A 13,125-nucleotide genomic window follows, 5' to 3' on the forward strand; every position below is an offset into this window, starting at 1 on the left:
TCGCAAGGCCGCCCGCGCGGCCGGCGCGAGGCGGGCCCCGCAAAATCCTCCATCCCCAAGGTGCCGTCAACAAAAACGCCAAGCACCCCCCCGCCCCAGGGCCCGTGACTAAGCCTCATCAAGAGCGCGTGGCGGGGCAGGCGGGTGAGGGCGGGGCGTGTAGATGCGCCCGGCGGAATCCGAAGGAACCGCCGAAGGCGGTGACGAGGATGAGCACGGGGCAGTCCGGAGCGAAGGCTCCGGACCGCAATCGTAGCCCCGCCCTCACCCGCCTGCCCCGCCACGCGCGGCTCAAGAACCCCCCAAGCCCCCCTTGTTGACACACCGCAACCCCGTCTAAGCTCAATGTGAACAAAATATGACCCGTCATCAAAAACCCCCCTCCGATTGACTAAGATCTCGGCTTTTGCCGTCGGACACCCCCGCCATGTCGGAACAGGAATTGAAGCTGCACGTGCCCACGGCGTCCCGCCAGGCCGTGCTTCGAGAGGTCAAGCAACGTGAAGCGACCCGCATCCGCTTGCACGCCATGTACTTCGACACCCCCGAGCGCGAACTCGCCCGGGCCCGCATCGCCATCCGCCTGCGCCAGGAAGGCCGCGACTGGGTCCAGACCCTCAAGATGCCCGGCATCAACGCCATCACCCGCATCGAACTGAACCACCCCCGCCCCGGCCCCGTCCTGGACCTGTCCGTCTACGCCGCCACCGAGGTCGAAGCCGCCCTGGCCGCCATCAAAGGCGAACTCGGCCTGCGCTACGAAACCGACGTCCAGCGCATGCTGCGCAAAGTCCGCACCCGCTACGGCACCGTCGAACTCGCCTACGACACCGGCATCCTGCGCGCCGGCGCCCTGGAACTACCCATCTCCGAACTCGAATTCGAACTCGTCTCCGGCCGCCCCGCCGCCATCTTCGCCGTCGCCCGCGGCTGGCAGCAGCGCCACGGCCTTGTCCTCGACCCGCGCAGCAAATCCGAACGCGGCGACGCCCTCGCCCAGCTCGCCCAGCGCCTGGCCGACGTCGACGCCATTCCCGGCGACGACCTCGAAGCCCGCCGCGCCCGCGCCATCGCCCTCTTCTGGCCCCCCCGCGGCGCCGCCTCCGTCAAACTGCGCGACGACATGACCGCGCCCCAGGCCATGGGCCGCATCGCCGCCGAATGCCTCGACCAGATCGCCCGTAACGCCGCCGTGCTGGCCGAAGTCGACACCGAAGGCGTCTACCGCGCCGGCAACTCCGAACACGTGCACCAGCTGCGCGTCGGCATCCGCCGCCTGCGCTCCGGCTGGAAACTCTTCGACGGCTGGATCGCCCCCGTGCCCGATGCCCTGCTGCAAGGCGTGCGCGCGCACTTCGCCGCCTTCGGCGCCAACCGCGACCAGGACGTCCTGAACGAAACCGTCGCCCCTGCCCTGATGCGCGCCGGCATGCCCGTCATTCCCATGGAAGCCGCGCCGCCCGAACAGGACGCCCGCGCCATCGCCGGCGGCAAGGCCTTCCAGGCCTGGCTGCTGGACCTGCTGGAATGGAGCCTGGACGTGCCGCCCGCCGTCCCCCTGGCCGACGGCCTGCCCGTCGCCAACGGCGTGCCCAGCGACGCCGCGCCCGAGCCCGCCATCCGCCTGCAAGGCGGCGTTGCCGGCCCCAGCGTCAAGCCCACCATCATCCCCATGCTGACGCCCGAGCCGGACCCCCAGCGGCTGCACAAGCAACTCGCCCGGCGCCTGCACCGCTGGCACAGCAAGGTGGCCGACCAGGGCACCCGGTTCGCCGCGCTGGACATCCCTACCCGCCACGAACTGCGCAAGCGCGGCAAACGCCTGCGCTACAGCCTGGCCTTCGCCGAATCGCTGCTGCCCGCCGCCAAGCTGCGCGGCTATCGCAAGCTGCTGTCGCGCGTGCAGGACATCCTGGGCGAAATCAACGACCTGGCCGTCGCCAAGGACTACTACGAAGCGTGTACGGTCACGCATCCGCAAGCCTGGTTTGCGCTGGGCTGGATCAGCGCTCGCCTGGAAGAACTGGCCGTCGATGCGCAAAAGGCCTTCGACGACCTGGCGGGCAGCAAGCCGTTCTGGAAGTAAGGCCAAAAACACCGCGCCCCACGTATCCGGCATCGGACACGTGGGGCGCATTTTTTTGTGCCGCCAAACTCGGCGGCATCCAGAGCGATCAGTCGGCCAGCAAGGCCCCGGCGAACTCATCCGCCACGAATGGCTGCAGGTCTTCCAGGCTTTCACCCACGCCGATCCAGTACACCGGAATCGGGCGCACGCCCTGGCTGCCCGCCGCCACCGCCGCCAACGTGCCGCCCTTGGCGGTGCCGTCCAGCTTGGTCACGACGAGGCCCGTCAGGTTGATGGCCGCATCGAACGCACGAATCTGCGCCAACGCGTTCTGGCCGGTATTGCCGTCCACCACCAGCAGCACTTCGTGCGGCGCGGCCGCATCGGCCTTGCCGATCACGCGGCGGATCTTCTTCAGCTCTTCCATCAGGTGCAGCTGGGTCGGCAGACGGCCCGCCGTGTCCACCATCACCACGCCCATGCCGCGCGCGCGGCCGGCATTGACCGCATCGAACGCCACGGCGGCCGGGTCGCCGCCATCCTGCGAAATCACGGTGACGTTATTGCGGCTGCCCCATTCGATCAATTGCTCGCGGGCGGCGGCGCGGAAGGTATCGCCCGCGGCCAGCAGCACGCTCGCCCCCTGGCGCTGGAACGTGTGCGCCAGCTTGCCGATCGATGTGGTCTTGCCGGCGCCGTTCACGCCCGCGATCATCACCACCAGCGTCTTGGCCTGCTTCAGGTCGAATGCCCGTTCAAGCGGGCGCAGGTGGTCGGCCAGCAGCTGGCGCAGCGCCGCCTTGACCTTGGCCGGGTCTTCGATGCGTTCTTTCTTGACTCGCGCACGCAGCGCGGTCAGCAGCTTCTCGGTGGCCTCCAGGCCGGCATCGGCCATAATGAGCGCCGATTCGAGTTCCTCGAACAGGTTCTCGTCGACCTTGACGCCGACGAAAATGCCGCCAATGCTCTGACCGGTGCGCGACAGGCCTTGCTTCAGGCGCGACAGCCACGACGCCTTCTTGGGCGCGGGTTCGGGTTCAGGCGCGGGCGGCGGTGCCACCGCAACAGGCGGCGCGCTGACCGGCGCGGCCGTCACCGGCGGCGGCACGATGGCGGGCTGATGCGCCGGCGCAGCCGGTGCGACTGCAGCGGGCGCGGCAGTGACGGGTTCGGCGACCACCGGCGCAGCCGGCGACGGCGCCACGGCAGCCGGTGCGACCGGAACTGGCGCTACCGGCGCAGCAGCGGCAGGTTGCGCCGCCGGCGCAAACGCCGGCGCGGGCGGCGGCTGCGGCACCGAAGCGGGTTGCGGTTGCGGCACGCTGGCCGGCGCCGGCGCGGGCACCGACGCGGCCGGCACGGGCAGCGTCAGCTCGGGCGGCGCGGCAGGCGAAAATTCGCGGACCGGGGCGGGGGATTCGACAGGTGCGACGGGCGCCTCGACGCCGGCTTGCGGGCCGGGCGCGGTGTCCACGCCCTCTGGCGGCGGCGCAGGCTGGGCCGGCGCGGCGGGCGGAGGGGATTTTTTCTTGAAGAAGCGGCTAAACATGGGTAACAAGTATATTCGTATCGTCGGGGGCCAATACCGGCGCACCCCTATCGTCGTGCCCGACGTGGAGACGCTCCGCCCGACCCCCGACCGGGTGCGGGAAACGCTGTTCAACTGGCTCAATCACCTGTGGGGTGGCGAATTCGCCGACAAGCAGGTGCTGGACTTGTTCGCCGGCAGCGGCGCCCTGGGGTTCGAAGCCGCCTCGCGCGGCGTCGCGCACGTGCAGATGGTCGAACGGGACAAGACCGCCGCGTCCGCGCTGCGGACACTACGCGACAAGCTCAAAGCCGACATGATACGCATCCACGTGGGCGATGCGATGCAGGTCGCCGAAAGAATGGATGCGTCCCGATTTGACCTCATCCTTCTGGATCCGCCCTTCGGACAAGGCTGGCTGCCGCGCCTGTGGCCGATCCTGCCCGGCATCCTGGCCGAGGACGGCCTGGTCTACGTCGAGGCCGAAAACGCCATCGACGCCCCCGACGGATTCGAGATATTGCGCCAGGACAAGGCCGGGGCGGTCCACTACCATCTCCTGAAATTTGCTGCATTGCGCAAATAGATCAATAATCCGAGCTTCGGAGGATGGTGTACACCACTAATAACGGTACGGAGCTCGCATGATCATCGCTGTTTACCCCGGCACTTTCGACCCGCTGACCAGAGGCCACGAAGACCTGGTCCGCCGTGCCGCCACGCTTTTCGACAAAGTCGTGGTCGGTATCGCCCATAGCCGCAACAAGAAGCCCTTCTTCAGCATCGACGAACGCGTGGACATCGCGCGCGAAGTGCTGGGCCACTATCCCAACGTGGAAGTGCAAAGCTTCGGCGGCCTGCTCAAGGACTTCGTGCGCGACCAGGGCGGGCGCGTCATCGTGCGCGGCCTGCGCGCCGTGTCCGACTTCGAATACGAATTCCAGATGGCCGGCATGAACCGCCACCTGCTGCCCGACGTCGAAACCCTCTTCATGACGCCGTCGGATCAATACCAGTTCATCTCGGGCACCATCGTGCGCGAAATCGCCCAGCTGGGCGGCGACGTCAGCAAGTTCGTGTTCCCCTCGGTCGAACGCTGGCTGCAGGAAAAAGCCAAGGAACGCCGCGAACAGTCCTGGCCGGGCTGACCCCGCAGGCTCCCCCGCCGCCGAATCCCCCGAAGAGCGCCTCGTGCGCTCTTCTTGCGTTCTGGCGCCCGGCCCTGCGCACCACGCCAATGGCAGGACAGCGCCAGGGGCTTGTCCGGGCGTACCCGGGGCCGGCAGTACAATGGCTGCGCCCCTTGCCTGATTTCCATTGCCCCGCCCATCATGGCTCTGACCATCACCGAAGAATGCATCAATTGCGACGTTTGCGAGCCCCAGTGCCCGAACGACGCGATTTCCATGGGCGAGGACTACTACGTCATCGACCCTGACCGCTGCACGGAATGCGTCGGCCACCACGACGAGCCCCAATGCAAGGTGGTCTGCCCCGTGGAATGCATCGAACTGCACCCGCAATGGAAAGAAGGCCAGGAACAGCTCATGGCCAAGTACCGCCGCCTGACCGGTGCCGCATGAGCGACACCGCGCAGCCCAGCTTCAACCCTCCCGACTCCCGCCCCAACGCCCGCCGCGATCTGTCCGCTTCGGCCATCGCCGCCGGCCTGGTCGCCGTGCTGGTCAGCTTCGGCGGCACGGCCGTGCTGATGGTGCAGGCCGGCCACGCCGCGGGGCTGGATGCTGCCCGCATCGGTTCCTGGATCGGTTCGCTCAGCCTGGTGCTGGGCTTCGGCGGCGCCGCCTACAGCCTGCGTACGGGCCTGCCCATCGTCATGGCGTGGTCCACCCCGGGCGCCGCCCTGTTGGTCACCGCGCTGGCCGGCGTGCCCTTCCCCGAAGCCATCGGCGCCTTCGTGCTGGCGGCCGCCTTGACGCTGGCCTGTGGCCTGTTCGGCTGGATCGATCCCATCCTGCGCCGCATTCCCGGCGAGGTCGCCGCCGCCATGCTGGCCGGCGTGCTGCTCAATTTCGGCATGGGCGTCTTCACCAACGTCAGCAAGCAGCCCGCGTTGGTGCTGGCCATGTGCGTCGCCTACCTGGTATGCCGCCGCTGGGCGCCCCGCTACGCCGTGCTGATGGTGATGGTCGTGGCCGTCGGCATGGCGGCCGGCCTGGGTCTGTTGCGGGTCGATCAGCTCGATTGGCACCTGACCGAATTCGTCTGGACCACGCCCGCCTTCAGCACGCAGGCTGCGATCAGCCTGGGCATTCCCCTGTTCGTCGTGGCCATGGCCTCGCAGAACCTGCCCGGGCTGGCGATCCTGCAGGCAGCGGGCTATCGCCCCCCGGCCTCGCGCCTGGTCGCCGCCACGGGCTTCCTGGGGCTGCTGGCAGCCCCCTTTGGCGCCCATAGTGTCACGCTGGGCGCCATCAGCGCCGCCATCTGCACGGGGCCCGAAGCCCATGCCGATCCGTCCAAGCGCTACATCGCCGCCGCCACCTACGGCATCGGCTATTTCGCCTTGAGCATCGTGGCCGGCGCGGTCGCCGTGTTCTTCCAGGCCCTGCCCGCCGCCCTGCTGGCCGCACTGGCCGGCCTGGCGTTGCTGGGCACCATCATGGGCGGCATGGCCGCCGCCATGGCCAACCCGCAACGGCGCGAAGCCGCGCTCATCACGCTGCTGGCCACGGCGTCCGGGTTCAGTTTCTGGGGAATCGGGTCGGCTTTCTGGGGCCTGGTCGCGGGCCTCATCGCCCACACCGTCTTCGAGTACAAGCGCAAGCCGGCCGTGTTGTAACGCCGGGCCGGGGCGCGTCGCCGCGCGACGCTGACGGAATATCAGTCCGGCCAGGCGGACACGGGCGTGTCCGGATGCACCTTCATGATGCGGCACGGCACCTGCACGAAATTCGAGATCCAGGCGGCCGCAAGCTCACCTTCGTCGACGACGTCGATGGTCTGCTCGCCCACCTTCATGCTGTAGCGCACGCTGTCGTCGTCTTCGATGACATCCAGCGGAATATCCATGCGCAGCATGCCGGGCGCGCGCAGCACCAGGTACCCCAGGCGCAATTCAACGGTCACGTCAGCCAGCCGCGGGCACAGCTCGCGGTTCAGCCACTGACCCGAATCGTTGGCCACCAGCCATTGCCGGTGATAAGGCGCGGCCTCGGGCTGCGCCGTATGGCCGCACTGGGCGATGGGCTGGAAGGCGTCGCTCATTTGCCGAGCAGGCCCTTGAGCGCCTTGTCCACCGCCGCGCCACCCTTGCCCTTGCCCGTCACGGCTTCACGCAGCTTGTTTTCCAGGCTGCGCTTCAGAATGCCGCCGATGGCGTCTTTCCAGAGCAACGTATAGGTGGGCTTGTCGAACGGGCCTTTCACGTGCACGGGAATGGTCACGTCCTTCAGGTCGATCAATTCCTTGCCTTCGGGGTCGGCGGCCGGGTTGACCACACGGGCGCGCGCCACCAGGTCCAGTTCTTCCTTGACGAAGTCGATGGTGGCCGGCTCGCCTTGCGTCACGCGCAGCAGCGGCGACACGACGTTCAGGCGCTTGACGCTGGCCACGCCCTTGGTGAAAGCCAGGTCGGCTTCCATTTCCGAGAAGGCGGTCTGCTTGCTGGTGTCGGCCGCCACGGTCTCGTCTTGCGATTCGGGCTTGAGCGCCGCCCTCAGTTCGCGCAGGGTCTGCGTCAGGTTGATGCCCTTGACCGCGCCATCGCGCAGGCGCACCTGCAACGTGCCGCCCAGGTTGCTCTTCATGGCGTAGCCGTTGGCGCCGCCGGTTTTCAGGTCCAGCGCCAGGCTGCCGGTGCCGGACAGCACATTCTTCTGGGCCAGGTCCATCAACAGCGGTTCGATGGCGATACCCGCCAGCGACATCTTCGTGGCCAGCTGGTTGCCCTGCGCCGCGTCCACCGACAAGGCGCCGGCAAGCTTGCCGCCGTACAGGCCCGCCGTGAGGCTGGAGATATCGAGCTTGCCGCGGTCCAGCTTGACGGCCGCGGCGACGTCGTCGGCCTTCAGGCCGCGCACCACCAGCTTGCCGACCTTGAGCGTGCCGTTCACGCTGGGGCCGACCAGGGCCGACAGGTTGATCGAGTCGTCCGCCGGCTTGGCCGGGGCCGGCTGGGCGGGTTTGTTTTCGTCTTTCTTGCCGTCCGCCGGCGGCTTGGCAGGCGCGGCCGCAACCGGCGGCACCAGCTTGTCCAGATCCAGCGTATCGACCGCCAGCGCGAAATTGACCTGCGGCGCGTCGCTCAGCTTGGTGATGTCGGCGCTGAGATCGAACTTGCCGCCTTCGAGCACCGCGTTGATCTTGCTGTTGGCCTGGTCTTTCAGCAGGTCGACGTTCAGGCTGCCGATCACCGGAATCTGCAGGCTGCCCTTGGGCAGGCTGGGGTCGGTGATGTTGACGTCGCCGCGCAGCCCGGACAGGCCGCCCTTGCGTTGCAGCAGGTTCAACGACAGCGGCGAGGCGAAGGTCAGCTTGACGATGCGGTCGCCCTTCCTGGACGTGCTGTCCAGCTTGGCTTCCTTGATGTCCAGCTCGGCCGCATTGCCGCTGATGCCGTTCAGGCCGAAGCTGGCGTCCAGGCCGCTGATGCGCACGCGTCCCGTCAGGGCTTCGCCCGTGGCCTGCGTGGGCGAAATGTTCAGCGCTGGCGCGTCCACCGCGAATTCAAACGGACCATCGGCCACGCCGCCCTTGGCGCGCACGGCCAGCTTTTCGATCTGCAACTGGCTCTTGTGCGGGTCGATCGACAGCTTGGGCATCGCCACGCTGGCCTCGACGCCGGTGGCACGCGCGGCCGGATCGGTGATGTCACCCTGGAAGACGAGTTCCAGGCCGGCCACGTCCAGCGCCGACTTCTGGCCGTTGAAGGCCAGGTTGCCACGCATCGCCAGGCTCTTGGCCTCGGCGCCCGGCAGCTTGCCGTCCATGCGCAGGTCCAGCTTCTGCGCGGCATAGCGCTTGGCAGACGGATCCAGCGTCAGCAGCGCCTGGCCCGTCAGGTTGGCATCGATGCGCGGGTTGCCGCCTTCGACGCGGGCCGTCAGGCGCACGTCGAACGGCTGGTTGAACGTCACGCGGCCGGTGTTGGCGTTGATCTTGGTGACCGCCACCGCCATGCCCGACATCTCGTCCTGCAGCAGCACTTCGCCGTCTTTCAGGTCCAGGCCGGCAATGTCGATCTGCATGTTGTTGCGCGCCGCCGGCGAAGTGCCATTGGTGAGCGCCTGCGCCGCGGTCTGGGCCGCACCGGCAATGGCTTCGGCCGGATTGGCGGGCGTCGCCACCACCGGGGCCGTGCCACCGACCAGATTGCTGAAATTGAACTGGCCGTCCTTGCCACGCACGACCCGCGCCTTGAAGCCGCTGATCGCCACGTGGTCCACCACGAAGCTGTTCGACAGCAACGGCCACACGGCCACCGCCAGGCGGGTGCTTTCGATGGACGCGAAATTCTCGGTGCTATTGGCTTCGGACAGCGACACGCCCTGCACCGACAGTCCGATGCGCGGGAACAGCGACAGCTCGATTTCGCCGTCGATCGTCAGTGTGCGGTGATAGCGTTCCTGGACAAGCTCTTCGAGCTTGTACTTGTACGCGTTGGGGTCGAACGTCAGCAAAAAGATGGCCAGGCCAACGACGGCCACGACAACCAACACCACCAGGCCTATCAGAATGCGCTTGAACCACGTTTTCATTGCCGCCCCGTCGGACCCTCGACTGGTAATCCTTGAATGCCACCCGCCGCGCCGGGCGCGACAGTGACGCTTTGCCGTGGCTTGCCGCCCGGCATCCTGATCTGGCCGTCTTGCATGGCATGCCGCCGCGTGCGCCGGGCCTGGGGCCGGGTCGCTTGAAAGGGGGGATCTACCAAGGAAAGACGGGCTGAAGACGCGGGCATGGCCTGCGTGCAGATACCGCTATCGTAACAAATCGGGCCGGCCTGCGCGCCAACTCGAAAACTGACGGTTTTCTGTCTGGGTGATTGTAGGGCTAGAATTATTGATCCATCAATCATTGACGCATCCAACAATGCCCGCCCCCAACCCAAGCACCCCCTATTCGCCCGGCCAGGTGCTTCCCTTCCGGCAGACCCTGCTGGCCATGCTGGGCATGTGTTTCGTCATGATGATGGTGGCCATCGACCAGACCGTGGTCGGCACCGCCCTGCCCACCATCGTGGCCGAACTCAAGGGCTTCGAGCTGTACGCCTGGGTGGCGACCTCGTACCTGCTCACCTCGGTCATCACCGTGCCGATCTTCGGCCGCCTGGGCGATTACTACGGCCGCAAACCCTTCGTGGTCGCGGCCATCGTGCTGTTCACCCTGGCCTCGGTCCTGTGCGGCGCCGCCGACAGCATGCTGACCCTGGTGCTGGCGCGGGCCTTGCAGGGTATCGGCGGCGGCATGCTGGTGGGCACGGCCTTCGCCTCCATCCCCGACCTGTTTCCCGACCCCCACGTGCGCCTGCGCTGGCAGGTCATGCTCAGTTCCGCCTTCGGCATCGCCAACGCCGTCGGCCCGTCGCTGGGCGGCGCGCTGACCGAGCACTACGGCTGGCGCTCGGTCTTCTACGTCAACCTGCCCATCGGCATCCTCGGCGTGTTCTTCGTGGCCCGCTACCTGCCCCACCTGCGCAACCACACCGCCGGCAAGGTGCGCCTGGACTGGCAAGGCGCCCTGCTCATCGCCGCCGCACTGGGCGGCCTGCAACTGCTGGTGGAACTGCTGCCCAAGGAAGGCGCCAGCCTCACCATCGCCCTGCTCGGCATCGGCAGCGCCGCCGCGTTCGCCCTGCTCTTCTGGTGGGAACGCCGCTGCCCGCACCCGCTCCTGCCCTTCGACATGTTCCGCAACCGGGGCCTGGCCACGCTGTTCATCCTGGCGCTGCTGGTCGGGGTCACCATGTATTCGATGCTGTTCTACGCGCCCCTGCTGCTGCAAGGCGGCTTTGGCCTGTCGCCGCAGGACGCCGGCCTGCTCATCACGCCGCTGGTGGTCTTCATCACCGTGGGCAGCATCATCAACGGCCGCATCATCACCCGCATCCGCAACCCCAACCGCATGCTGTACGCCGGCTTCATGCTGATGGCCGCGTCCTGTATGGGCATCGTCACCACCCACAACTACACCCCGCACTGGCTGATTGCCGGCTACATGATGATGGCCGGCCTGGGCATGGGCTTCATCATGCCCAACCTCACCGTCTTCGCCCAGCAGACCGCCGGCCGCACCCACCTGGGCATCGCCACGGCCCTGCTGCAATCCCTGCGCATGATCGGCGGCATGCTCGGCACCGCCGTCGTCGGCACCATGGTCAACCACAGCTACTTCAGCGGCGTCGAATCCACCCTGCGCGGCACATCGGCCCAGTGGCTGCCGCAGCTGGACGACCCGCAGATGCTGGTCAATCCCGTAGCCCAGACGCAGTTCCTGGCACAATTGGCCCATCAAGGCCAGGATGGAGCGTCGCTGATCGAGATCGCGCGCGTGGCGCTGGTCGGCGCCATCCACGAAGGGCAGCTCATTGCCCTGGCGGTCGCGGTGCTGGCGCTGTGGTGCGTGCGGCGCGTCCCCCTGGTGCAATTGGCGCGCGTTCCCAAACCGGAGCCCGCCGGCGTCGGAGAGTAGCTTTTGCCCAAACAACAACAAGGCCTGCAGGTCATCCAGCACATGGGCCAGACCTACCGCGTCATGCAAAGCGCCTTCAGCGCCAAGGTCGGCCACGCGCTACCGCGCTGGCGCATCCTGCTGGCGCTGCACGAATGCGGGCAGTGTTCGCAAAAGCACCTGGCCGAACGTTGCCGGCTCGACCCGGCATCCCTCACGCGTCAGCTGCAGGCCATGCAGAAACTGGGCTGGATCTCCCGCGCGGTCGATGCCAACGACAACCGACTGACCAATGCGCGATTGACGCCCGCAGGGCAAGCGGTGGTGGATGAAGCGCTGCCGAAGCGGGCGGCGTTCTTTGATGAGTCGTTGAAGGGGTTGTCGGCGGCGGATATCGATACGCTGAACCGGGTGTTGAGCGTACTGGAAGAGAATTTCGTGCGTGGGGCGGGGGATAAGGGCGCTTGATGGGGCGCGGGTTTCATACCTTTCGATATGACTGTTCAGCCCATTGCCCGAGCAGCCATGTCGATGGCGGCGCAGCCATAGGCCAGGCTCTCCGTTGGCGCTTTCAAACGACTCAGCAACACCAGATTGTGGCCCCCGAGCAATTGTGCAATAGCCTCTTGCACAATTTGGGTCTCTGGCCAGGCCTGGACGAGACTTCATCCCCGCACTTGGAAATACGTCCTCAGATTGGCTCGTGTTCCGCGGAAAACGGAGTCAACTCGTAGCTCGTGCTACGCCCGCCTGCGCCTGACCGCTGCAACACCCCCAACGCCATCAGCTCGTTGATATCGCGCAGCGCGGTATCCGCCGAACACTTGGCCAGCGCTGCCCATTTGCTGCTGGTCAGCTTGCCTTCGAAGCCATCGAGCAAACGATTTAGCACCTTCACCTGCCGCTCGTTCAACGCGGCGCCCGACACGCGTTGCCAGAATCGCGCCTTGCCCAGCACCGCATCCAACGTGCGGTGCGCGTGACTCAGGGCCTCGTCCAGCATCCGCAGAAACCACAGCAGCCACTCGGTCACATCCTGCGTGCCTTTTTGCGTGCGCTCAAGGATGTCGTAGTACTGCTTGCGCTCACGTTGGATCTGCGCCGACAGGCTGTAGAAACGTTGCGGGCTGCCATCCGCGCGCGCCAGCAGCAGATCGCCCACGGCGCGTGCAATGCGGCCGTTGCCATCGTCAAAGGGATGCAGGGTCACGAACCACAGATGGCCCAGGCCAGCGCGCACCAGGGCGGGTTCCGACGTATCCGGCGCGTTGACCCAATCCAGAAAGCGCGCCATCTCGGCAGGCAGACGCGTGGCGGGCGGCGCTTCGTAGTGCACCTTCTGGCGCCCGACCGGCCCGGATACCACCTGCATCGGCCCATGCGCGTCGTCACGCCAGTCGCCAATGGTGATCTTGCTCAGGCCGGAGTAGCCCGTGGGAAACAGCGCGGCATGCCACCCGAACAGGCGCTCCACCGTCAGCGGCTGGGCGTAGTTGGCGCTGGCGTCCAGCACCATCTCGACCACGCCTTCCACATTGCGGTCCACGGGGGCCAGCGAGCCGATATCCACGCCAAGACGGCGCGCGATGGATGAGCGCACCGAGGCGACATTCAGATGCTCGCCTTCGATTTCGCTGGTTTTGATGACGTCATCCGTCAGAGCGGCGAGACTCGCTTCACCCTGCAAACGCGGACCGACATCGGCCAGCCGACCCAACAGCAGCCCCTGTGCGCGACTGATACGCACCATCGGCTCGGCCACTGTGGCCAGGTCGTAGCGCCATTCCGGCCATTCCGGGGCTTGCCAGAGATAGAGGTAATCACCGCGCTTCATGCGGTGATTATCGAGCCGATTCGCCGCATTCGCAAGTTATTCACCGCATATTATGCGGTGAAT

General features: G+C 67.0%; 11 protein-coding genes. 7 read left to right on the plus strand and 4 right to left on the minus strand.

Annotation, left to right across the window (positions count from 1 at the left end):
* The first annotated feature begins 427 nt into the window (after window positions 1–427).
* Window positions 428–2,086 (plus strand): CYTH and CHAD domain-containing protein, encoded by a 1,659-nt coding sequence (locus ACUDP5_RS25345; RefSeq protein WP_445657511.1) that lies wholly within the window; start codon window positions 428–430, stop codon window positions 2,084–2,086.
* 88 nt (window positions 2,087–2,174) lie between these two features.
* Here ACUDP5_RS25345 and ftsY read toward each other — a convergent pair whose 3' ends face one another.
* On the minus strand, window positions 2,175–3,617 hold the full coding sequence (gene ftsY, locus ACUDP5_RS25350) for a signal recognition particle-docking protein FtsY (RefSeq protein ID WP_445657512.1): 1,443 nt from the start codon (window positions 3,615–3,617) through the stop codon (window positions 2,175–2,177).
* On the opposite strand from ftsY, the gene rsmD reads away from it, so the two are divergent.
* The 4 genes from rsmD to ACUDP5_RS25370 all read left to right on the plus strand — a co-directional run bounded on the left by rsmD (window position 3,616) and on the right by ACUDP5_RS25370 (window position 6,399).
* The gene (rsmD, locus tag ACUDP5_RS25355; RefSeq protein ID WP_263909715.1) at window positions 3,616–4,182 is read left to right on the plus strand and encodes a 16S rRNA (guanine(966)-N(2))-methyltransferase RsmD; all 567 of its coding nucleotides are present in this window, start codon (window positions 3,616–3,618) and stop codon (window positions 4,180–4,182) included. The genes ftsY and rsmD overlap by 2 nt on opposite strands.
* Before the next feature lie 58 nt (window positions 4,183–4,240).
* Window positions 4,241–4,744, plus strand: a complete 504-nt coding sequence (gene coaD / locus ACUDP5_RS25360; RefSeq protein ID WP_006385942.1) for a pantetheine-phosphate adenylyltransferase — start codon at window positions 4,241–4,243, stop codon at window positions 4,742–4,744.
* Window positions 4,745–4,927: 183 nt separating this feature from the next.
* On the plus strand, window positions 4,928–5,179 hold the full coding sequence (locus tag ACUDP5_RS25365) for a YfhL family 4Fe-4S dicluster ferredoxin (protein WP_006385941.1): 252 nt from the start codon (window positions 4,928–4,930) through the stop codon (window positions 5,177–5,179).
* Window positions 5,176–6,399 (plus strand): benzoate/H(+) symporter BenE family transporter, encoded by a 1,224-nt coding sequence (locus tag ACUDP5_RS25370; RefSeq protein WP_445657513.1) that lies wholly within the window; start codon window positions 5,176–5,178, stop codon window positions 6,397–6,399. The genes ACUDP5_RS25365 and ACUDP5_RS25370 overlap by 4 nt, the downstream gene beginning before the upstream one ends.
* A gap of 41 nt (window positions 6,400–6,440) precedes the next feature.
* Here ACUDP5_RS25370 and ACUDP5_RS25375 read toward each other — a convergent pair whose 3' ends face one another.
* Both ACUDP5_RS25375 and ACUDP5_RS25380 read right to left on the minus strand, forming a co-directional pair.
* Window positions 6,441–6,824: an MOSC domain-containing protein gene (locus tag ACUDP5_RS25375; RefSeq protein WP_263909710.1), complete on the minus strand. Its 384-nt coding sequence runs from the start codon at window positions 6,822–6,824 to the stop codon at window positions 6,441–6,443.
* Window positions 6,821–9,316, minus strand: coding sequence for an AsmA family protein (locus tag ACUDP5_RS25380; RefSeq protein ID WP_263909708.1), 2,496 nt, complete (start codon window positions 9,314–9,316; stop codon window positions 6,821–6,823). The genes ACUDP5_RS25375 and ACUDP5_RS25380 overlap by 4 nt, the downstream gene beginning before the upstream one ends.
* Before the next feature lie 334 nt (window positions 9,317–9,650).
* Between ACUDP5_RS25380 and ACUDP5_RS25385 the strand changes: the two genes are divergently transcribed.
* Both ACUDP5_RS25385 and ACUDP5_RS25390 read left to right on the plus strand, forming a co-directional pair.
* Window positions 9,651–11,249, plus strand: coding sequence for an MFS transporter (locus ACUDP5_RS25385; RefSeq protein WP_263909706.1), 1,599 nt, complete (start codon window positions 9,651–9,653; stop codon window positions 11,247–11,249).
* A gap of 3 nt (window positions 11,250–11,252) precedes the next feature.
* On the plus strand, window positions 11,253–11,696 hold the full coding sequence (locus ACUDP5_RS25390) for a MarR family winged helix-turn-helix transcriptional regulator (RefSeq protein ID WP_175191382.1): 444 nt from the start codon (window positions 11,253–11,255) through the stop codon (window positions 11,694–11,696).
* A gap of 223 nt (window positions 11,697–11,919) precedes the next feature.
* On the opposite strand, the gene ACUDP5_RS25395 is transcribed toward ACUDP5_RS25390, so the two are convergent.
* Entirely contained in the window at window positions 11,920–13,062 is a 1,143-nt protein-coding gene (locus ACUDP5_RS25395) for a Fic family protein (protein ID WP_445657514.1), read from the minus strand.
* Window positions 13,063–13,125: the final 63 nt, after the last annotated feature.

This window comes from Achromobacter sp. NCFB-sbj8-Ac1-l, from assembly GCF_052695805.1.